This window comes from Actinospica robiniae DSM 44927 (genome assembly GCF_000504285.1).
In the GTDB taxonomy this organism is placed as follows: domain Bacteria; phylum Actinomycetota; class Actinomycetes; order Streptomycetales; family Catenulisporaceae; genus Actinospica; species Actinospica robiniae.
In genome coordinates this window covers 1,813,783-1,834,308 of the sequence record NZ_KI632511.1, presented here as the reverse complement: position 1 = coordinate 1,834,308, position 20,526 = coordinate 1,813,783, and the positions used below count along the sequence as shown (strand labels likewise).

The 20,526-nt window shown below is 67.6% G+C and carries 16 protein-coding genes and 2 pseudogenes; 13 read left to right on the top strand and 5 right to left on the bottom strand.

Annotated features, from left to right (window positions below; all coding sequences use genetic code 11):
* Nucleotides 1-133: 133 nt before the first annotated feature.
* Nucleotides 134-1,633, top strand: a complete 1,500-nt coding sequence (arfA, locus tag ACTRO_RS07905) for an arabinosylfuranosidase ArfA (protein WP_034262413.1) — start codon at nucleotides 134-136, stop codon at nucleotides 1,631-1,633.
* 14 nt (nucleotides 1,634-1,647) lie between these two features.
* On the opposite strand, the gene ACTRO_RS07900 is transcribed toward arfA, so the two are convergent.
* Nucleotides 1,648-3,477, bottom strand: coding sequence for a cellulose binding domain-containing protein (locus tag ACTRO_RS07900; RefSeq protein WP_051450492.1), 1,830 nt, complete (start codon nucleotides 3,475-3,477; stop codon nucleotides 1,648-1,650).
* Nucleotides 3,478-4,278: 801 nt separating this feature from the next.
* Between ACTRO_RS07900 and ACTRO_RS50865 the strand changes: the two are divergent.
* The 3 genes and pseudogenes from ACTRO_RS50865 to ACTRO_RS50275 form a co-directional block, all read left to right on the top strand.
* Nucleotides 4,279-4,680: pseudogene (locus ACTRO_RS50865) on the top strand (cellulose binding domain-containing protein); the annotation flags it as partial.
* Nucleotides 4,675-5,724, top strand: a pseudogene (locus tag ACTRO_RS50860) (arabinofuranosidase catalytic domain-containing protein); the annotation flags it as partial. The pseudogenes ACTRO_RS50865 and ACTRO_RS50860, both read left to right, overlap by 6 nt.
* 341 nt (nucleotides 5,725-6,065) lie before the next feature.
* Entirely contained in the window at nucleotides 6,066-7,466 is a 1,401-nt protein-coding gene (locus ACTRO_RS50275; RefSeq protein ID WP_034262409.1) for a GH12 family glycosyl hydrolase domain-containing protein, read from the top strand.
* A 116-nt stretch (nucleotides 7,467-7,582) separates the two neighbouring features.
* On the opposite strand, the gene ACTRO_RS07885 is transcribed toward ACTRO_RS50275, so the two are convergent.
* Nucleotides 7,583-8,140 carry a FadR/GntR family transcriptional regulator gene (locus ACTRO_RS07885; RefSeq protein WP_084316069.1) on the bottom strand — a complete coding sequence of 186 codons (558 nt, stop codon included), beginning with the start codon at nucleotides 8,138-8,140 and terminating at the stop codon, nucleotides 7,583-7,585.
* 437 nt (nucleotides 8,141-8,577) lie between these two features.
* Between ACTRO_RS07885 and ACTRO_RS07880 the strand changes: the two genes are divergently transcribed.
* Both ACTRO_RS07880 and ACTRO_RS07875 read left to right on the top strand, forming a co-directional pair.
* Nucleotides 8,578-10,161, top strand: coding sequence for a sigma-70 family RNA polymerase sigma factor (locus tag ACTRO_RS07880; protein ID WP_034262407.1), 1,584 nt, complete (start codon nucleotides 8,578-8,580; stop codon nucleotides 10,159-10,161).
* A 427-nt stretch (nucleotides 10,162-10,588) separates the two neighbouring features.
* The gene (locus ACTRO_RS07875; protein ID WP_051450490.1) at nucleotides 10,589-11,638 is read left to right on the top strand and encodes a glycoside hydrolase family 26 protein; all 1,050 of its coding nucleotides are present in this window, start codon (nucleotides 10,589-10,591) and stop codon (nucleotides 11,636-11,638) included.
* A 129-nt stretch (nucleotides 11,639-11,767) separates the two neighbouring features.
* On the opposite strand, the gene ACTRO_RS43025 is transcribed toward ACTRO_RS07875, so the two are convergent.
* Nucleotides 11,768-12,301, bottom strand: coding sequence for an effector-associated constant component EACC1 (locus ACTRO_RS43025; RefSeq protein ID WP_051450489.1), 534 nt, complete (start codon nucleotides 12,299-12,301; stop codon nucleotides 11,768-11,770).
* A gap of 200 nt (nucleotides 12,302-12,501) precedes the next feature.
* Nucleotides 12,502-13,608 (bottom strand): DUF3466 family protein, encoded by a 1,107-nt coding sequence (locus ACTRO_RS43020; RefSeq protein ID WP_051450488.1) that lies wholly within the window; start codon nucleotides 13,606-13,608, stop codon nucleotides 12,502-12,504.
* Nucleotides 13,609-14,055: 447 nt separating this feature from the next.
* On the opposite strand from ACTRO_RS43020, the gene ACTRO_RS07860 reads away from it, so the two are divergent.
* Nucleotides 14,056-14,505: a hypothetical protein gene (locus ACTRO_RS07860; protein ID WP_051450487.1), complete on the top strand. Its 450-nt coding sequence runs from the start codon at nucleotides 14,056-14,058 to the stop codon at nucleotides 14,503-14,505.
* Nucleotides 14,506-15,141: 636 nt separating this feature from the next.
* Nucleotides 15,142-15,300, top strand: coding sequence for a hypothetical protein (locus tag ACTRO_RS47020; RefSeq protein WP_157435934.1), 159 nt, complete (start codon nucleotides 15,142-15,144; stop codon nucleotides 15,298-15,300).
* A 171-nt stretch (nucleotides 15,301-15,471) separates the two neighbouring features.
* Here ACTRO_RS47020 and ACTRO_RS07855 read toward each other — a convergent pair whose 3' ends face one another.
* On the bottom strand, nucleotides 15,472-15,672 hold the full coding sequence (locus ACTRO_RS07855) for a hypothetical protein (protein ID WP_157435932.1): 201 nt from the start codon (nucleotides 15,670-15,672) through the stop codon (nucleotides 15,472-15,474).
* A gap of 195 nt (nucleotides 15,673-15,867) precedes the next feature.
* Here ACTRO_RS07855 and ACTRO_RS07850 point away from each other — a divergent pair, with 195 nt between their 5' ends.
* From ACTRO_RS07850 to ACTRO_RS07835, 5 genes are all read left to right on the top strand, one after another.
* Nucleotides 15,868-17,115 (top strand): MFS transporter, encoded by a 1,248-nt coding sequence (locus tag ACTRO_RS07850; protein ID WP_051450486.1) that lies wholly within the window; start codon nucleotides 15,868-15,870, stop codon nucleotides 17,113-17,115.
* Nucleotides 17,116-17,256: 141 nt separating this feature from the next.
* A complete protein-coding gene (locus tag ACTRO_RS47015) occupies nucleotides 17,257-17,406 on the top strand; it encodes a hypothetical protein (RefSeq protein ID WP_157435928.1) in 150 nt (49 codons plus the stop codon).
* A 273-nt stretch (nucleotides 17,407-17,679) separates the two neighbouring features.
* The gene (locus ACTRO_RS07845) at nucleotides 17,680-18,438 is read left to right on the top strand and encodes a class I SAM-dependent methyltransferase (protein ID WP_034273665.1); all 759 of its coding nucleotides are present in this window, start codon (nucleotides 17,680-17,682) and stop codon (nucleotides 18,436-18,438) included.
* Between the two features lie 713 nt (nucleotides 18,439-19,151).
* Nucleotides 19,152-19,811, top strand: coding sequence for a Crp/Fnr family transcriptional regulator (locus ACTRO_RS07840; protein ID WP_034262402.1), 660 nt, complete (start codon nucleotides 19,152-19,154; stop codon nucleotides 19,809-19,811).
* Nucleotides 19,812-20,003: 192 nt separating this feature from the next.
* Nucleotides 20,004-20,516: a Pycsar system effector family protein gene (locus ACTRO_RS07835; protein WP_157435926.1), complete on the top strand. Its 513-nt coding sequence runs from the start codon at nucleotides 20,004-20,006 to the stop codon at nucleotides 20,514-20,516.
* The last annotated feature ends 10 nt before the right edge of the window (nucleotides 20,517-20,526 follow it).

Genomic DNA, 20,526 nt, shown 5'->3' with positions numbered 1-20,526 from the left:
TGCGCAACTTTCTCCCTATGGCCTGCCGATCCGAAGCCGATGTATCGTTCCTAAGCTGTCCATGCGCGAATTACTCCTCGCGCCCGGCCGTCGTTGGCCTCAAAGTTGCGCAAGATAAGGAAGGACCAGTACGTTGCCCCGCGCCCACATCGAACTCGACCGAAGCGCCGTCATCGCCCCCGTCCGGCGCCGCACCTTCGGCTCGTTCGTCGAGCACCTCGGCCGCTGCGTGTACAACGGGCTCTACGAGCCGGGACACCCGAGCGCGAACGAGGACGGGTTCCGCATGGACGTCGTCGAGCTCGTCAAAGAGCTCGGCAGTACGACCGTGCGCTACCCCGGCGGCAACTTCGTCTCCGGCTTCCGCTGGGAGGACTCGGTCGGCCCGCGCGAGAAGCGCCCGGTGCGCCGCGACCTCGCCTGGCACTCGCTCGAATCGAACCAGGTCGGGCTCGACGAGTTCGCCAGGTGGCTCAAGCTCACCGACTCCGAGCTGATGCTTGCGGTCAACATCGCCACCCGCGGCATCCTGCCCGCGCTCGACCTGCTCGAGTACGCCAACCACCCGTCCGGCACGGCGCTCTCCGACCTGCGTATCGCCAACGGCACGCCGGATCCGCACAACGTGCGCATGTGGTGCCTGGGCAACGAGATGGACGGCCCGTGGCAGACCGGGTTCATGACGGCGCAGGACTACGGCAAGCTCGCCGCGCGCACCGCGGCCGCGATGAAGATGGCCGACAAGGACCTCGAACTCGTCGTCTGCGGCTCCTCCGGCTCCGGCATGCCGACCTTCGGCGACTGGGAGCGCACGGTACTCGAGCACAGCTACGACCACGTCGACTACATCTCCTGCCACGCCTACTACCAGGAGCACGACGGCGACCTCGGCTCCTTCCTCGCCTCGGCGCTCGACATGGACTTCTTCATCGACACCGTCGTCGCGACCGCGGACCACGTCGGGTACAAGAAGCGCTCGAACAAGAAGATCAACATCTCCTTCGACGAGTGGAACATCTGGTACCTCAAGGAGCACATGGAGTCCGAGAAGCCTGACGAGGGATGGCACTACGCCCCGCGCAAGCTCGAGGACGTCTACACGGTCGCGGACGCCGTCGTCGTCGGCAACCTGCTGATGACGCTGCTCAAGCGCAGCGACCGCGTCACCTCCGCCTCGCTCGCCCAGCTCGTCAACGTGATCGCGCCGATCATGACCGAGCCTGGCGGCCCGGCCTGGCGTCAGACGACGTTCTACCCGTTCTCGATCACGAGCCGGCTCGCCTCGGGCGAGGTGATCCGGCCCGTGATCCATACGTCGACGTACGAGACGGCACGCCACGGCGAGGCATCCCTCGTCGACGCCGTGGCGACCGTGGATGAGGACCGAGCCGCGCTCTTCCTCGTCAACCGCGACCTCACCGAGGCTGCGCAGGTCACGATCGACCTGCGCAGCCTCGGCTCATCGCGCATCGTCGAGGCGCTCACCCTCGCCGACTCCGACGTATACGCGAAGAACACGCTCACCGACCAGTACCGGGTGACCCCGTCCGCCAACAAGAGCGCGACGCTCGCCGACGGCGTGCTCACCATCGACCTGCCGGCGGTGTCCTGGACGGCGATCGCCCTTCACTGACCGATGATGGCTGATCAGCTGCTGCTACATGTCAGCGTGGGCGTCGGTGTGGAGTTGCCGGTGGCCGTGAACCCGAAGGTCGTGCTCCCGCCGACGGCCAGCGTGCCGTTATAGCTCTCGTTCGTGACGGACACGCTGCTGCCACTCGTCGTCAGAACGCCGCTCCACAGTTGGCTGATGGCCTGGCCGCTCGGCAGTGTCCAGTGCACGTTCCATGCGCTGGTCGGCGTAGAACCGGCCGAGACGGTCACGGTGGCCTGGAACCCGCCCGGCCAGGTGTTGGTCACCGTGTATGCCGCCGTGCAGCCGCCGGTGGCTGGCGGAGTGGACTGCGACGGAGAGGCGCTGGGGCTCGCGCTTTTGCTGGGGCTCGCCGAGGGTGAGGCCGAAGTGCTCGGCCCGCCGGTGCCGCCACTCCCGGTGATGCGGTAGGTGACGAGCGACCGTGCCGGAACCGTGGCGTTGAACGCGCCGCCGCTCACGGCGATCGCCGACTGCGCCGCCGTGCTGCTCGAGCTATTGGTCACATACGGCGTGGCCGTCCCGTTCGAGACGCCGGTGCCGGTCAGGCTGAAGCCGGTGGTCGTGGCGCTGCTCGCCGAGTTCAGTGCGACGAGGATGATCGAGCCGTCGCTGTTGCGGTAGGCGCTCACGCTCAGGCCGCTGGGGGCGCCGGTGGCTGCGATGCGCACGGCGCCCGGCCGGATGAACCGGCTGTAGTTGGCCAGGGCGTAGTAGCGCTTGGACGGCGTGAGAGTGGACCCGCTCAGCCCGATCAGGGAGCTGTCGTGGCTGGTCGAGCTGATTCCCCACCAGTAGAGGAACGCATTGAGGTTCGCGCCGGTCATGCCAGTCTGGATGTTCTGCGCCCAGCTGTAGCCGGAGTCCGCGGTGCCGTCGTCCCAGGCGGTGTCCCAGTTGCTGCCGTTGATCGACCACTCCGACTCCCACACCGGGCGTCCGTTCGAGCTGATCGGCGAGCTCGGCGCGCCGGAGTAGCCGTGGCTGGTGAACAGGCCGACGTCGGCGTTCGCGGTCGAGTTGCCCTGCACGGCACTGACGTAGCCGGGAAGGACGTTGAACCCGAGCGTGTCGCAGCAGGCCACCTTCGTGGAAAGGCCCGAGGCCTTCATGGTCGGCCCGAGCACGGATAGGAAGCTGGCCGCCTGCGAGGAGTTGACCAGCATGCTGTCGTAGGTGGTGGTCAGGGAGGGCTCGTTGACGAAGTCGACGGCTGAGGGGGTGAGCCCGACCGAGGACCAGTCCTTCGCGTACTGCACCAGGTAGTTCGCGTAGGCCTGGCGCCAGTCGCCTGATGAGCAGGTGGCGCCCGGCGTGCCGCACAGCGAGCCGCCGTTGATGTTGCTTCCGTTGGTCTTCATGTAGCCCGGAGCGCTCCAGGCGTCTTCGTAGAAGTCGGATACGCCGTAGGTCTTGGCCTGCTTGGCGAGCCACAGCTGCCCGTCGTCTGTGGCGTCGCTGTTGCCGTTCCATACGTACGTAGGCGTGGCGGACGGGCTGCCCGGGCTGTTCGGTTCGATCGAGTCGCTGCCGGAGGGGATCAGGCTGCGCAGGATGCTGAATCCGGCGCCGGTGCTGGTGTTGAACAGCAGATCCAGCGCCTGCTTCTGGGCGGAGCCGGTCAGGCTGCGGATGGAGTTCGCCTGACCGAAGGCCTCGGAGATGCCGAATCCGTCGATGGTCTGGTAGGTCGTGCCGCCGTTGATCGCGACGGTGGAGGCCGCGTTGGCCGGTGTCTGAGCCGCGGCGACCAGCAGGCCGGCACCGACGACGGCAGCCAGGCCGGCGCAAGCCGCGCCTCGTAGAGATGGCTTATCGGGCATGGGATGACTTCCTCGAGTAGGCGGCCCGACCTGCCCGGCACCTGGCCGAATCTGGCCAAAGCTGGCCGTGGGTGCCGGATCGGTCGGCATGAGTCGATGTGACATGGGATGACCGCGCGCCTCGGCGACCCGTCGAAGAGGCTGTGACGTGCTTCGTTAACGCTAACAACAAGCGAATTCGGCTGCTGAGATATGTCGGGGACAGGGGTGTCGGGCACGGCGGCCACGTCATCGAGGGACGCTGCCAGGCCCCTGCGAAAAGCTCAACAGCCTCACGGCGGATCCGTCCGCATTGCGAACCGACGGCCCGCCGACACGGCCCGTCAACTGCAATGATTTGCCCTCGCCGGACAACCGGCCGATGTCTGCGCCCGCGGAAACTTACAGCTGATCAGGCGCCGTTTCCGCGCGCAGATCGAAGCCGTTGTCACCCACCCTGTAGGCCGGCGCGGCGTCGGCCGGGCCGCTCGTCATCGTGCATCGCCCCGCTCGTGAAAATTTCATCTGCGCTCTGCTCGGCCGGCGGCGGCGGCAGGGCGGCTCTCGTGCCCGAAGAGTCGCTGCTGAACGGCTCCGTGGCGCGCATCGCCGCTCGAAGCGATCACGGCGCGGCTCGCGCCGGTTTCCGGCTGGGCATTGCAGGCGGACTTGCGGATTTATACGGTGCGCACGTCGTCGTCCGAGGGCCGCACTCTCCTTTGCGGTCATCCCGTCCGGGGCGCGCATCAGGGACAGCTCGCCATGGCCATCCACGGCGAGCACTCGACGATGCACTGTTAGCGTTAACATTGGAGGCTCTCCATGCTCTCTCCGCGAAGTCGCGCGGCCGTGGCGGCCGGCGTGGCGGCGGGGCTCGCCACCGCCGGCGTCGTGCTGGCCACCGTCTCGGCGCAGGCGGCCACCGCAGCAGGCTGCTCCGTGAACTACGCCGTCAGTTCCCAGTGGCCCGGCGGATTCGGGGCCGACGTCACCATCACGAACCTCGGCAACGCGATCAGTTCGTGGAACCTGACCTGGTCGTTCGGCGCCGGGCAGACGGTCACGCAGCTGTGGAACGGGACCTACACCGAATCCGGCGCGAACGTGACCGTGGCGAACGCCTCGTACAACGGTGCGCTCGCCACCGGCGGAACCGCGGCATTCGGGTTCAACGGCTCCTGGAACAACAGCTCCAACCCGACTCCGACGAACTTCGCCTTGAACGGCGTCGCCTGTACCGGCAGCGTCACGACGACCTCGTCCGCACCCACGTCCGCCTCCGCCAGCCCGAGCAGTTCGCCGACGACCTCGCCGACTCCGCCGCCCGCCGGGCAGGAGCCGTGCGACATCTTCGCCGCGGGCGGCACGCCGTGCGTCGCCGCGCACTCGACCACGCGCGCGCTGTTCGCCGGCTACAACGGCCCGCTCTACCAGGTGCGCCGTTCCTCGGACAACACCACGAAGGACATCGGCGTCGTCAGCACCGGCGGCGTGGCCAACGCGGCGACCCAGGACTCGTTCTGCTCCGGCACGACCTGCGTCATCACGGTCATCTACGACCAGACCTCTCATCACAACAACCTGACCCAGGCACCGGCCGGCGGTGCCGCCGGGGGACCGGACAACCTCGCCAACGCGACCTCGGCCGCGACCACACTCAACGGGCACAAGGCCTACGGCGTCTACATCCCGCCGGGCACCGGCTACCGCGACAACTCCGCCACCGGCACCGCCACCGGCGACAACTCCGAGGGCGAATACGCCATCTTCGACGGCACCCACTACAACGGCGGCTGCTGCTTCGACTACGGCAACGCCGAGACCAACAGCCGCGACGACGGCAACGGCACCATGGAAGCGATCTACTTCGGCAACATCAAGGTCTGGGGCTACGGTTCGGGCAACGGCCCGTGGATCATGGCGGACCTCGAGAACGGCCTGTTCTCCGGCGTCAACCAGCATCTCAACTCGAACGACCCGAGCGTGAGCTACCGCTACCTCACCGCGATGGTCAACGGCGGCCCGAACCACTGGGCCATCCTCGGCGGCAACGCCCAGTCCGGCAGCCTCTCGACGTTCTACGACGGCGTGCGCCCGAACGTCTCCGGCTACAACCCGATGCACAAGCAGGGAGCCATCATCCTGGGCACCGGCGGTGACAACAGCGACGGCGCGCAGGGCACGTTCTACGAGGGCGTGATGACCTCCGGCTACCCGTCCGCCGCGACCGACGCCGCGGTCCAGGCGAACATCGTGGCCGCAGGCTACGGCCACTGATCAAATCGCGGCGCCGGGTCCTGTGGCCCGGCGCCGCACCGTGGACGGACGGCCCCTGGGTGGATTGGCACAAGGTTCCGACTGGCACCGCATCAAGGTACTGGTATGTGGAAGTTTCACAGATTCGAGCTCACGCAGCCTTCCGGCAGCCGACTCGGTCAGGGCTCTGACCTGCGATGTCCCGCGTGTCCTGCGTTGTCCGGCCGCTCGGTCGACCCGGCCGGTACTTGAGCCCCGGGCAACGTCTTGGCATGGTCCCGAGCGATGGAAACGTTTGCGAAACCGGGCTGGCCCACCCACCCGGCTTCGCTCGTCTCTCAAAGGAGTACCCAATGACTCGAAGATTCCGGCCGCGCGCGCTTGCGGCGGTCCTCGCGGTCGCCTTCGCGGCGGCGCTGTCCATCGTCGCCGTACCGGCCGCGCAGGCGGACACGTCCACCTGCTCGGGCACGGGCACGATCGCGGCCGGCGCCTACGAGATCCAGGCCAACGAGTGGAACTCGAGCGCGCAGCAGTGCATCGACTACACCAGCGGGACCGCCTGGACCGTGTCGACGGCGAACTTCAACCTCGCGACCAACGGCGCCCCCGCCACGTACCCGTCCATCTTCAAGGGCTGCCACTGGGGGTTGTGCACCGCGAACAGCGGCCTGCCGATCCAGATGAGCAACCTGGGCAGCGCCGTCTCCTCGTGGAGCACCACGCAGCCCTCCTCGGGTGCCTACGACGTCTCCTACGACATCTGGTTCAACTCCACGCCCACCACCAGCGGCCAGCCGGACGGCACCGAGGTGATGATCTGGCTCAACAGCCGCGGCGGTGTGCAGCCCTTCGGCTCGCAGACCGGCACCTCGAACGTCGACGGCATGAACTGGAACGTGTGGACCGGCCAGCAGACCTCGTGGAAGATCATCTCCTATGTGCTGAACCCCGGCGCGACCTCCGTGAGCAACCTCGACCTCAAGTCCCTGTTCCAGGACGCGGTCTCGCGCGGCTCGATCAACCCGTCGAACTACCTGATCGACGTCGAGGCGGGCTTCGAGATCTGGCAGGGCGGCCAGGGTCTGGGCACGAACAGCTTCTCGGTCTCGGCCACGGCCGGCAGCAGTGGTGGCGGCGGCGGTGGTGACACGAGCGCGCCCTCGACGCCGACCGACGTGAAGGTCGCCGGCGTGACCAGCTCCTCGGCCTCGCTGTCCTGGTCGCCGTCCACCGACAACGTCGGGGTGACCGGCTACCGGGTGTACCGCAACGGCACCCAGGTCGGCACGGCGAGCGGAACCACGTTCACCGACACCGGCCTGTCGGCGTCGACGAACTACACCTACACGGTCGCCGCCTACGACGCGGCCGGGAACGTCTCGGCCCAGTCCGCCGGCGTGGCCGCGACCACCTCCTCCTCCGGCGGCGGCGGTGGCACGGGCAGTGGCGGCGGATGCGTCGCCAGCTACGTGGTGAGCAGCCAATGGGCGAACGGGTTCACCGCCAACGTCACCGTGACGAACAACGGGACCACGGCCGCCAAGGGTTGGAAGGTGGCCTGGAACTGGGGCGGCAACCAGCAGATCACCAACCTCTGGAACGGAGTCGAGAGCCACAGCGGGCAGAGCGAGACCGTCACCAACGCGAGCTTCAACGGCTCCGTCGCGGCCGGCGGAAACACCTCGTTCGGGTTCCAGGCCAGCTACTCGGGTTCCAACACCACTCCGACACTCAGCTGCACCCTGAGCTGACACAGCAGCACCGCGCGACCGCCCGCCTGGAGACCTTTCTCCAGGCGGGCGGCTCGTGTATCGCCATCGCTATCGCAGAAGCCTCCTCCGTGGCCGTCCTCCGGTTCGCTTCACCGTCAGCTCGGCGGGGTCAGCAGGGATCTGCGCAGCCATTTCTCCGCGGTACTCACGTGGATGAGCGCGGCTGCGTGGGCGAGCACGGGATCGCGGGATGCGAGAGCGGCGTGGATGGCGGCGTGCTCGGCGACCACGGTGTCTGCGGTGTCTTCGTCGAGGACCCCGCGCGGTATCCAGGCGAGGGCGGTCTGGGCCGGCACACCGCCGAAAAGCCTCGCCAGCGCATCGTTCCCGGTGGCGAAGGTCACCGTGCGATGGAAGGCGATATCGAGCCTGCCGAACGCGGCTGCGTCGTCGCGGGCCGCGGTCATCGCTTCAAGCAGGGCGGCGATCTCGGTCAGGTAGTCCTCCGCGACGCGCGTTGCCGCGAGGGAGGCGATGGCCGGCTCGAATAGCCGGCGTACCTCGATGAGCTCGAGCAGGACATTTGGGGAGAGAGGTTCCGTCGGCCGCGTGGTCTCCCGCGTCGCCACGTTCGGGGCGTCATGCGCGAGCTCCAGTACTCGCGGGGACCCCGGCATCATCTTCAGCCGTGGTGAGCGAATGTGATAGCTCACTTGAGTCTCCTCGAAATGCGTGTAAGAGGGCTGAATTCATACGGGGATGGTTGATTCGGCTCGACGGCCCTCACTATGACGCTCGTGTGATCTCCCGTCAAGATGAGGGGCCCGTGCGAGAAGACTCACAGCAGAAAAGTGATATGACCGGTGCGCTGCCGGGCCCGCTGCACTGACCTCCATGTTCGGCTCGCCGCTGTCGCCGATTCGGCTGCATTCGACATATGCGGTGATTTCTGTTCTGTATCACGCACTGCGGTTGTGATTCCTACGCGTGTTGACGGCGAAGCAGTTCTCTGGGAGATTCGTGACCTCGGTTTTCTCCCGACGGTTCCCGCCGGCACCGCTCAGGCGGTCTTGCCGACGAGGGATGCTGTTGATCGCTATAGGGTGAGTGCCTACCTGCTCCGCATTCGACTCTGCAGGAGGGTGAACGCGTGACGACCGCGAGTGCCAAGGGTTCCCAGCTCGTCCTCGAGGCGCAGCAGGGCGACGCCCGGGCGCGTGACGCGCTTGTCGCGGAGTATCTTCCGCTCCTGTACAACGTCGTCGGGCGCGCGTTGAGCGGGCACGTCGATGTCGACGACGTCGTCCAGGAGACCCTGCTGCGGGCCGTACGCGACCTGAAGGATCTGCGGTCACCCGAGAGCTTCCGACCTTGGCTGCTGGCCATAGCGGTGCATCAGATCGACGGGCACCTGCGCAGGCAGCGGACGGCGGATGAGCGAACCGCAGCCGTCGACGACGCGAGAGCTTTGCCGGGAGACGTCGCGCTCGAGAACGAGACCGTTTTGCGGATGGAGCTGTCCGACGAGCGGCGCCGAGTTGCCGAGGCAGCCCGCTGGCTCGATCCCGGCTTCCGAGCGGTACTCGGGCTGTGGTGGCAGGAGACAGCCGGGCTGCTGAGCCGGCCTGAGCTCGCGAAAGCGGTTGACACGAGTGTTGCGCACGCCGGGGTGCGGGTGCAGCGGATGCGCGAACAGATGGAACAAGCGCGCGGCCTGGTCGCGGCTCTCGTGGCCAAGCCGCGGTGTCCCGACCTGGCGGACCTGATCTCCAGCTGGGACGGTCGGCGTTCGCCGTTGTGGCGTAAGCGAATAGTCCGTCACACGCGGCAGTGCCCCGTCTGCACGGTCGCCGCCGCGCGGCGTATCCCCTTGGAGCGGCTGCTTCCGTCGCTCGCCCCGATCGGTGTCCCTGCGTCGCTGGTTACCGCGCTGCATGCGAAAGGCTTGTTGGCGTGGATGCCTGCGGCATCAGCGGCGGTAGGGAGTTCGCCGGGTGCCGCTGTGGCCGGCGCCCACTCGGCTGCAAGGGTCGGTCGAGCGGGAGCTCACGCCGCTCGACACGGTCTGCGCGGTACGTCCCAGATCCGCAAAGTGGTGCGTCCGGCAGCGGCGCATCCCGCCGTCACCAGCGCGATCGGCGTCGCAGTGGTCGTGGGCGTCATCGCGACTACGACCTGGCCGCCCGCCTCGACGCACAAGCCGACCCCGACCGCGGCCCCGACAGCAGCCGTGCACCCCGCAAGCCACACCCCTGACCCTGACCCGTCGCCTTCGCCGAGCGCGATACCGGCCGGCACAGTGCCGCTCGGCCCGTTGTCGCTGGAACTGGTATCCGAACCCGGCCACTACCTCGCCGACCCGGCCGTGTACGCCGACCTGGCTTCGGTTTCCGCCTCCAGCAACCTGACCGCCAGGAGACAAGCGACGTTCACGGTGGTCCGCGGCCTCGCCGACGCAAAGTGCGTCTCATTCGTCGCCTCCAACGGGCTCTACCTGCGCCACTACGAACTGCGACTTCAGCTCAGCGCCCCAGACGGCACACAGCTGTTCCACGAAGACGCCACGTTCTGCCCCCACCCCGGCGCAACAGCCGACTCGGTGCATCTGCAGTCACTGAACTACCCCTATCTGGTCATCCGGCTGCGCGCCGGCGCCTTCTACATCGATGTCTCCGACGGCACCACCGCGTTCGACGACGAGAGCTCCTTCGTCGTGCACCCGCCCTGGGCGTGACACTCAGGCAACGTGATTGCCCGGCGACCGCGGCACCCGCTTCGAGGGCGGCGAATTAGGCGAAACGGGTGAAGCGCGCGACGACGGGGACGCCGGATTCGGCGTTCGCGGAGGCGTTAGGGGAGGCGTTCGCGGTGGTGTCGCGGGCCCTTCGGAGGAGTCCGGCGGCGGGGGCATGGATCGGCGCGCCTCCCGCATTGCCGTCGTTCCGGCTCTCGCACCGTAATCTGGGATGAACCGGCCCGTAAGCGGGCAAACAGGGTCGGTTTATTAGGATACGAATATCATGGAAGGCGGAATCATGGCCGGAGCACGATCCCTCGGGCGCAGCTGCAGGGCCCGCCTCGCGGCGGCCGGCGTGTGCTTGGGCATGGTGTGTACGGGGGCCGCTGGATGCGACTCGTCGTCCACGGTTCCGAACGTCAGCATGGCGTCGCCCGCGGACACCCTGGCCGGAACCGCGGCGCAACGCGAGCTCGCCTGGTTCGAGGCACTGCCCACCCGAGCGTCGGGACCACGGCTCGCCTCCGGGTACTTCGGCGGATACGGAACCGGCTTCTCGGCAACGTCCTGGTCGGCCGACGGGCATTCTCCGGGGCTGATCGGCTGCGACTACGTCGATCTTCCCGCCTCGGGCCAGCCGGTGATCGACACGTCCTGCGACGGCGCGCTGTCGCAGTACGCCTCGGCCGGTGGACTGGTCGCCGTGAGCGTCCATGCGCCTAACCCGTCCGGCGCAGTATTCACCAAACCCATGACGGCGGCTCAGTTCGCTCAGTTGACCCAGCCGAACACCTCGATCGGCCGGGCGTGGGACGGACAACTCACGCAGGTCGCAGCCGGATTAGCCCGTCTGACGAACGCAGGGGTGCCCGTGCTCTTCCGACCGTTGCCCGAGATGAACGGCGCGTCCTTCTGGTGGAGCGGTCAGGACCCGGCGGTCTTCCGCCAGGTCTGGCAGGACATGTTCCGCCGCGTCGGCGCGAGTCTCGGCACGTCAGGGCACAACGTGCTCTGGGTCTGGTCGCCCGCTTGCGAGACGGCGGGCGGCGCCGGCGGCGCGACCGGCCAAGCCACCGCCACCACGGACTACTTCCCGGGCAGGCAATACGCCGACGTCGTCGGAGCGGACTGCTACACCAACCAGCCCGCCGGACCCGCCCCCGCTCACACCCAGGACGTGCCGCAAACCTACAAGGAGCTTTCCGGGCTGGCCCAACACGAAAGCAAGCCCTTCGCGTTCGCCGAACTCGGCGGCGACAACGGGAACAACGGGGCGGACTCAGCCGTCGACTTCACCGCCTGGATCAATGCCCTGCACAAAAACTACCCCCTCGCCTCCTACTTCATGGCGTGGAACGGGCTGGTCGGCCCGACCGGCCCGCACAACAAGAACGGTGCGAGCCTGTTGACGGACCCTGGAGTGATCAATCAGGGCCAGTTCGGAGCGCAGCAGCTCAACTTCAACGGCGCATGAGCGGAGCGCACTGACGTCGAGTGACGCACGGCCGCGCCGCAGGGTTTTGACGATGATATTCCGGACGAACCCGGCCGATCGTCACCCGGCCGGCGAGCCTGCGGGCTCGCCGGCTCAAGGCGAGAGCTGTCAGTGAGCGTACATGTCCCCGGCGAAGGTCATGAGCGCCTGCCGGATGTGCTCGTTCACAGTCCGGGAGGAGTCTTGGCCGTAGTACACGGCGGGCTGCAGGAGTAAGTAACTGCCGTGCGGTCCGCGCCGCGCAGGCTTGGGAGGCGTGACGGCGGGTTCGCACCAGACGAGGAGGCGTGCCCCGATGCCGGTACCGGTCAACCGCACGCGCTGGATGGAGTCCCAGCGGATCTCACGCTCGTGTCCATCGACGTTCCAGCGGATTCCGTCGGCATCCACGAAGATGGTGAGCTTCACGTCCGAGCGCCGCGTGCGTAGCCAGACCGACAGCGACTGAGCCAGCGCGACACCGATCCCGCCGGAGCCCAGCGCCACGCTCAGGGTGTCCAGCGCGCCGCCCAGATCCGTCGGCCCGATCGGCCCGGGTACCCGGCGGACAAGGCCGGCCAGATCACGCTCGGCGCCCAGCGATTTCGCCAACGAGTTCAACTCCGCGACAGTGTCGCCGCCACGCACGCCGATCAGCACCATACCCGGATACCCCAACGATCGGCGACCGACAGAAGCAGCGTGATGAGATCGGCAGACGACCGCATCCACGGAGCGTCACGCCAATGCTACCGGGTTCGACATCATCGGCCACGTCTACTTCGTGGGGCGCGACCGGGCCCCGGAACCGGATGTCCCGGTCCCGGGGCCGATGCGTGTGGGCCGTCGACGGGCGACCGGGGTCAGCCCGCCGGGGTCAGCAGTACGGCGTGGTTCTGGCCGGTGGTGGTGTTCGTGGCGTCGGCGAGGATCTCTCCGGTGCCGGTGATGGAGACGGCGTCGGTCAGTTCCCAGCCCGAGCCGGCCGGGATGAGGGTGTTGAGGTCCGTGAAGGTGCCGTTGCGGTAGATGAACGCGTCCTCGAAGGGGTCGCCTGCGGTGTTGACGCCGTAGGTCTGGCCGACGATGACGCCGGCGTCGTTGATCGCCTGTGGGGTGGTGTCGATGTTGTACGTGCCGAGACTGGTCATCTTGCCGTTGGAGTAGACGAACGGGTGCGAGGTGTCGCCGGCGTCCTGGGAGGATCCGGTGACGACGCCGGCGTCGTTGATGGCGTTCACCGAGGAGTTCGGGCCGCCGAGGGTGCCGACGTCGGTCACGGTGCCGTTCTGGTACACGAAGCCGCGCTCGTCGCTGTCCGCGGTGTCGGAGTTGCCGATCACCACGCCCGCGTCGTTGATCCCGTTGGCCACGCTGCTGGTACCGCCGTCGATCGTGCCGAGGTCGATCATCGATCCGTTCGTGTACAGGAAGGCGTGGTTTCCGGTGGCGCCGGGAGCGGTGGACCAGCCGGCGATCTGCCCGTTGTCGTTGACGGCGAGGGCGTTGCTGGCGGCTGCGGCGCCGTCGAGCGTGCCCAGGTCGGTGATGGTGCCGCCGCTGAAGACGGCGGCGTGGGTGGATCCGCTGGCCAGCTGCGCCGAGCCGACGAGGGTGCCGCCGGTGTTGATCGCGTTCGCGGACGAGTCCATCCCGCCGAGTGTGCCCAGGTCGGTCATGGTCCCGGCCGCGTAGCTGAAGGCGTGCTCCGGGTGCACGACGCACGGCTTGCGCACGCCGTACTTGGGCGGGCAGCCGGTCGCGGGAAGCGTCTCGGACAGCGAGGAGACGCCGCCGACTTCCCCGGCGGCGTTCAGACCGCCGCCGGACGAGGAGATGTAGCCGAGGGTGCCCAGGTCCGTGACGGTGTAGCCGGCCGTAGCCGCCGAGGCCGCGGCGGCCCCCAGGACGCTCGAGCCGCCCGCGAGCCCGACGGCGAGTGCCGCCGCGAGCAGGGTGCGTGGATGCATGTCGATCCTCCTTGACGAGGTCGTGCGGGCGCGTGGGCCGCGCCCGTGCTCTCGTTCCGCCCCGGGGAACGGGCAAACGGGCTCAGCGGTTCAGACCCCTGACACATGAACACCGACGCCCGCCCGCACACCGTCGTCGCGACGACTCGGAGCCGCAGATGAGAGTGCGCGGGTGGTCTTACGATGCTGCGGGCTGAATCCGGACCCTGCTTAAGACTCTGTGAAACTTTCCCGCAGCCCCTGTTCGAACGTGGTCGCTCACGTTTACGCGTCGCTGCTCGACCTGCCGCCCTGTCTGATCGCTAGCGCCGGGCGAGCGGGCGGCTGGGCGGCTGCTCGGCGTCGGCCCGCTCAATCAGCTCGCTGAGACCGCCGCGTCTCCGCGTCTCCGCGGCTGCAGGGCTGCGGAGTAGCCATGGCGAGCTCGGACCGGGATGATGATCGGCCATGGACCTCATGTTCAGCGGCGAGCGTCACGTTCGCCAGTTCCCGTGCCAGTGCTGCAACTCCATTGTCGATCGGACGTGGGCCAACCTGTCCGAGGCCGGCGTGGATCGAGCGGTGTTCTACGCCAGTTGCTACCACCATGCTGTTGGCGGTGAGGTCTTCTTCGACATCGTCATCGGCACGTGGGGCACCGGTGATTTCAGCGATCACGTGACGTTCGGCTGTCGTTGGGGAGCGGTCGAAGGCCATGAGCAGCCGATGTGTTCGCTGACGACCGGCGGCAATGTGTTCGGCGACAGTGCACTGTTCGGGGCCAAGCTCGACCGTGCTGCCGCGCTGGCGAGCCCGCTGCTGCCGGAGTTCTGGGGCATGGTCGACTTCCTGCTGCTCAACGACCCGGTCGTTGCCCCGTTCGTCAATTCCCACCGCGAGAGACTTCGGCTTCGGTAATGCGAGCCGGGTGCTGCAGCGGCTCGAGACCTATTCTTGGAGGCATCCACGGAGCCGAGACGGCGGCGCGTCTCCGGCAGCAAGACCTTCACCTTGTGCTCGCTCGTGCTTCTCTGTACTTGACTCGTTCGGACTAGCGTTCCGGTCAACTGGTCATCTCCAAGCCTTGATTCGTGAGGTCGTCTGCCATGGCATGATGGAGCCATGACGTCGATACGAAAGGCCTATGTCGCGTAGGTCGCCCGGCGCGGTGCGCACCGACTATCAGATGCGGCGAGGCGGGCTACGGAAATTCAGCCAGGTCAGAGGCATCAGCCAGCGAACATCTGCCGCCGTCAAGCGGTTGGAGCGCACGCGGCTGGGTCCAGGCGCGGTGGCCGAGGCGATCGCCACGTATGAACGCTTCCTTCGGCGGCCGGGTCGGCCTTTGTATAGGCCCTGGCATGAGTGCCCGTGCTGTGACCCGGTCTATGCGCGGGACACTCTGCAGGACGTTCTTGGAGCACTCCCTTCCGCAACGGGCCGTGACCTGCGGCTGCTCGTGGCACGGCTGGATGTGGAGTTCGAGCGCAAGACGTTGCCCGATCCCCGGCCGCCGCGTGTCGGGGAGAACCGCAACTGGTGGCACTTCCGGCTGTGAGCTTCGAAGCGGCCTGGTTGGCCCGAATGCAGGAAGATCGGGGACCGGAACAGGTCGATGACGTCGATCTCTCCGGCCCGTCGCTCGGCGACGGCGAGTTCCCGTCGGGCCGGCAGGTCTGCTTTGAGCTCGCTGATCCGTCTGCGTATCTTTAGGTTGACATGCACCATCGGGCATCTGCATGGCTCGCGTTCGAGCAGGCATTGAGGCGATCTCGTGTAGCTCTTTCGCCAGGATCCGCCCCGCGGACGAAATGACGAGAGGCGCGAACGGGTCGCGATCCGCCGCTCCTTGTTGAGCGCGTGACATCCGCTCCTCATAGGCGCTTATGGCCCAGCCGCGTTGGCTTTGGTGCTGCCAGGTCGGGCGCGGGCCAGGATGCGAACCTGCGGTGCGACTCGTTCGGCCTGGACCGCGACGATCCGGTCGTGCCCGTCGAGCACGACACAGCACTTGAGACCACTGATCCACCGCAGCAGGACCGGCGGAAGGCAGCCCTCGCGCACGAGCCCGCGCCACGCCTTCACGCGGGCGGCATCGGGGTTCGAGAGCGGTGCGTCCCCGATAATGCGCTGGCGTTGTACCCGGTTCACCATTAGCCTCGTCGCCGTGAACAACCTCCGAGGAGTTGGGGTCGTCGGCCGGCACGCACGCGCTGACTCATAGACCTGTCACCGCGTGCTGCTCCGGAAGCGCAGCACCACTCCTCGAAGGGCACATTCGTGTCTTGCTTCATCCTGTCCTGCCTTGTTTATCTCAGCACGGCGCTGCCCGGGTCGACCCTGGGACAGTTGTGGCCGTCGATGCGCGTCAGCCTCCACCAGCCGACGGGAGCACTCGGGGTCCTGCTCGCTGCCGGCGTTGCTGCTTCAGCCCTGTCCAGCGCCGCTACCGGGCGTCTGTCGGCCCGGATGTCGATGGGGCCGCTCCTGGTTCTCGGCACCATGACGATCAGTGCAGCCTTGGCCCTGGAGTCCGTGGCTCCCGCGCTTTGGGTGATGGCCCTTGGCGTGGCGGTCTTCGGGCTGGGCTTCGGAATGATCGACACTGCGCTCAACGTGTACGCGGCCGGGCATTTCAGTGCCCGGAACATCACCTGGATGCACGCCGGCTACGGACTGGGCGCCACCGCCGGGCCGTTGATCGTCACCGTGCTGCTGACGGGCGGCTTGAATTGGCGCGTCTCGCTTGGGTTCATGGCGGGCGTCATCGCGCTGGTGGGTGTCCTGCTCGCGTTCACACATCGCTCGTGGGATCGCCCCGCACTCTCGAGCGCGGCGACTCCGCCGCTCCCTGATACATCGCCCTCGGCGGGTGCTGTGGGGCAGACGGCGCGCTGGTCGCGAGCCCTGGTGGCCGGGGTGGCTTTCATGGCCGTGGAAGACGGGATCGAGTCGGGCGCGGGCGTGTGGGGATATGTGTTCCTCACCGCCGGGCGCGGCCTGCCGCAGACGGCGGCGGGTATCGCCGTCTCCGCATACTGGGCGATGATGTTCGCCGGTCGGATGCTGCTCGGTCCGCTCGCCGACCGGCTCGGCTCCTCCCGGGTCTTGGCGGGAGCCGTCACCGCCGTACCGCTGGGCGCGCTGCTGACCGCTCTGCCCGCCCCGGCGCCGGTCGCGGTCGCCGGGATGATGCTCTTGGGACTTGCGACCGCGCCGGTCTTTCCTCTGCTCATGCTCACCGCCGGTGACCGCGATCGCGCCGAAGCCATGGCTACGACGGTCGGCCTGCAGGTCGCGGGCTCCGCGATCGGAGGCGCCGTGCTGCCGGCAGGCATCGGGCTGCTCATCGGAGCAGTCGGTGCGTACGCCGTTGGCCCGTCCCTTCTCGTGCTCGGCCTCGCTGCGTGCGGCATCTACTGGCTGGCGCTGCACACCGATCGGGACAACGAGCCCAACGGAATGCAGCCCGCGAGAGATGCGCGGTCGACGACGCTGACTACGTCTCGCGGCCAGGAGATGGGCTGAGCGCGACTGGCCTCCGAACAGAGCGCGGACCAGGGAGATTCAAGGTTCTGACCCGGTTGCGTGACGTCGGTCCGACTGTCGGCGTTCGCGATCGAGGGGCCGGTGACAACGTCCGGCGCGCGGTTTCCCTAGAGTATGTCTATGGCCGTAGAAGACGACTTGGCCGACGTGCTGGAAGCGCCCCTGGACGGACTGATCGCGATGGATGTGCAGGTCGCCGGCGGCCTGCACATCTACGGGTGGGATCTGCGGGCGTCCCACGGCGGTTCCCGACGTCGCTTCGGCGATTGAGGCTCGCCATGTATCGCCTGAGGATCGGCTCTATGTGCTGGGAACGTGGGGCAGCTCCCGCCGGCGTTGCGTGCTGTCCATCCCGAGCACTACACGCCGACCGTCGGCTCATCAACGCCTCGGTCCCCAGTCCCGGCACACTCTCAGCGCCCGGGCAGGGCTCGGCGGGCCGCCGATCAAATCGATAAGGCGTGTGAGCTTTTGGCGGATGGCGGGGCGCGGCTACGTGTACATCCGGGGTTTTGCGGTATCGGCGAAAGGATGAGGCCCTTCATGAGTGAGGCGTTTTACTCGCAGGCGAGGCTGTACGACCTGATGTTCCCGGGCGGCGGGCCGTCAGTCGACTTCTACCTGGCGGAGGCCAAGCGCCAAGGCGGGCGCGTGCTGGAGCTCGGTTGCGGCACCGGGCAGAAGTTGATCCCCATCGCGTCCGACGGGCATCCGTGCGTCGGCCTGGACTTCTCGTCGGACATGCTGGCTGAGGCTGAGCGCAAGGCGAACGAGCGCGGTGTGTCGGTGGCGGTGGAATGGGTGCACGGCGACATGCGGGCCTTCGACCTGGGGCGCACGTTCGACTTCGTCTTCATCGCCTCCAACGCGCTGCTGCATCTGTATGAGGCTACGGATCTGGTGAGCTGCTTCCGCTCGGTTCGCGAGCACCTGGCACCTGGAGCACGGTTCGCCTTCGATGTCTTCAACCCAAGCGTGCGGATGCTCGCCGAAGCCGACGGCGTGCGGCGCACCCGAGAGTCGTTGTCGTTCGTGGATCCCGATCGTGGCACCGTGAGCGTCGATGTCGCCGAGGTCTACGATGCGGCCACGCAGGTTAACCGCGGGATGTGGCACTTCTCGACTGTCTCCGACCCCGACTTCCTCGTCACACCGCTTGAGATCAGGAGCATCTTCCCGCAAGAGCTGCCGCTGCTCCTCTCGCTCGGCGGCCTTCGGCTCGTCGAACGCTTCGGCGACTGGTCCGGGCGACCCTTTGCCGGGGATGCGCCCCTTCAACTCTGTGTCTGCGAGCCTGCGTGATCGAAGGCATTTGAGCGCGCCGCCTGACCCTGCGGTGCCGGAACGGATCGGAGGGCTGCGTGCGGGCGGTAGCTGATTGAGGTGTTGATCGGCGATCGCGGTCCGCCCGGCGGAATAACCGCGTGGCGGACATCCATGAACGCGACGGCGCGCAGCGTGACGAGCTGCACGTCCCTCCGACGTTCCCCGTGAGAAACGGGCAGATCGTGAGCACTTCGCCACGATCGACCTTAATCTGACGCCCTGTCATAGTCGCCTTGCCCGGCGTTTTCTCCCTCTTCCGACGGATGGCCGTCCCAGGCGGTCGGCCCCTGCACGGAGTCGGAGTCCAAGCTTGCCCGGCACATGTTCGTGCCCAGCCTCTTGCAGACCTCTGACTTCATCTCATCTCTTCGGGCCGTCGGCTTGCTCGGTGATCCCGGTCGGGACGAACGGGACGCGCTAAGCGATGCAGGCATGAGGAGCGGCGGCCGCTCTTTGGGAGGGGCTGCGCGGGAGCCTGGACGCAGATCTCTGCCGACGGATATATGAGGAAAGTAGGGGTGCAGAATGAGACGTTCTCACACTCCCGTTGACGGTGAGACGTATGCAGTGCCGCGAGCCGCATCGGAGCAAGGCCCGCTTACGCGCAGGTCTCGAAGCGATTAAGCTGGTAGAGGCCTTCCTGGGCCTACCGCATACTGAGGGGACTCAAAGCGGAGGAGGGAGGGTGATTGGCGATCTTCAGCGACGAGCCGCTGTTGTCGGCCCTCGAAAGTGAAGACCTTCGTACTCTACTAAGGCTAGGGTACCCTCACACTTTCTCCGCGGATGAGCGCATACTCAAACAGGGATATGCGAGCACTCATGTAGTGGCCGTTATCAGTGGGTGGACCGTCGTGCGGGGCGAGGCGGACAACGGCCGCTCGGTCATCTTCGGGCTGCTCGGTCCGAAGGATCTGATCGGCGAGATTGCTGCACTCGACGGCGGTCCGCGCACGGCGACGGTGACCGCCCTGACCCCGGTCGAGGCGCGTGTCATCAATGCACCGGACTTCCGCGGGTATCTCGAACGGCATCCGCGTGCCGCCGCGGCGGTCACCCGTCTGCTCACCGCACGTCTGCGTTCCGCCGACTTCCTCAGCCAGGACATGGCTACGCTTCCCGTCCTGCGGCGATTGGCCCGGCTGCTGCTCGACCTGGCCGGGACCGACCGGCCGGCCGAGGCCGTCGCGCGATTGACCCAGCAGGAGATGGCCGCGGCCATCGGGGCGAGCAGAGAGGCGGTCGCCAAGAACCTGGCGGCCCTTCGCGAACGAGGCATCGTGCGGTCCGTGGACCGCCGGGTGGTCGTCGCGGACGTGCGGGCGCTGCGTGCCATAGCCGATTTGTGACCGCTCTTCGGCGCATACGGCAGCCGACCGTCGACGCCGAGCCGTGGTGGCGGCTTTGTGTAATCGGCTACAGCGTCGCCCGGCGCTGATACGGAAGATAGGGATTCCGCGGACGTCCGTGCGTGGGATCGGGTCGGCTTCGCGCGGTGGTGGTCCGCGTCGGAGAGGGAGGGATGCATGAGGAGTGTTCTCTTGTCGCGCGCTCAAAAAGCGCGCGCCACCGGTGAGCAGGCCCCGGTTCGGCAGCAGCCGTCGGTGGTCGCGCATCTGGCCGCGCAGGCCGAGCACGCCATCGAGCGCGCTGACGGGAAGGCGAGCGCACTCGCCGCGACGGCGACCGCGATCCTGATCTTCGCCGCTCAGGGCCTCGGCACGGCACACCCCGGCGCCGCGGGGCTCACCCTGCTCATCGGTGCGGGCGTGTGCTGGGTCGCCGGAATCGCGGCACTGGGCGCCGCGATCTTCCCGCGCTTCGCGGGCTCGCCCGAGGACGCCGTGTGGCTGCACCAGTTCCCCGGCAAGCACGACTCCGCCACGTTGAGCAGCGTACTGAGTACGGCGAACGCCGACCCTGAACGATGGCTGCGCGCCCAGGCGGAAGTGCTGGGCCGAATCGCGATGACCAAGTTCCGCTACGTGCGGATCGGCATGGCGCTCCTGGGATTCGGCGCCGCGTTCGCGGTCGTCGGACTGCTCTTGGGTTAGCGGCCGTGGG

Excerpts from the sequence above, each read along its gene's own strand:
- ACTRO_RS07860 (WP_051450487.1), top strand. The coding sequence starts at position 14,056 with ATGGACCTCATGTTCAGCGGCGAGCGTCACGTTCGCCAGTTCCCGTGC.
- ACTRO_RS43025 (WP_051450489.1), bottom strand. The coding sequence starts at position 12,301 with ATGGTGCTGATCGGCGTGCGTGGCGGCGACACTGTCGCGGAGTTGAAC.
- ACTRO_RS50275 (WP_034262409.1), top strand. The coding sequence starts at position 6,066 with ATGACTCGAAGATTCCGGCCGCGCGCGCTTGCGGCGGTCCTCGCGGTC.
- ACTRO_RS47015 (WP_157435928.1), top strand. The coding sequence starts at position 17,257 with ATGGCCGTAGAAGACGACTTGGCCGACGTGCTGGAAGCGCCCCTGGAC.
- ACTRO_RS07900 (WP_051450492.1), bottom strand. The coding sequence starts at position 3,477 with ATGCCCGATAAGCCATCTCTACGAGGCGCGGCTTGCGCCGGCCTGGCT.
- ACTRO_RS43020 (WP_051450488.1), bottom strand. The coding sequence starts at position 13,608 with ATGCATCCACGCACCCTGCTCGCGGCGGCACTCGCCGTCGGGCTCGCG.
- ACTRO_RS07845 (WP_034273665.1), top strand. The coding sequence starts at position 17,680 with ATGAGTGAGGCGTTTTACTCGCAGGCGAGGCTGTACGACCTGATGTTC.
- ACTRO_RS07875 (WP_051450490.1), top strand. The coding sequence starts at position 10,589 with ATGGCGTCGCCCGCGGACACCCTGGCCGGAACCGCGGCGCAACGCGAG.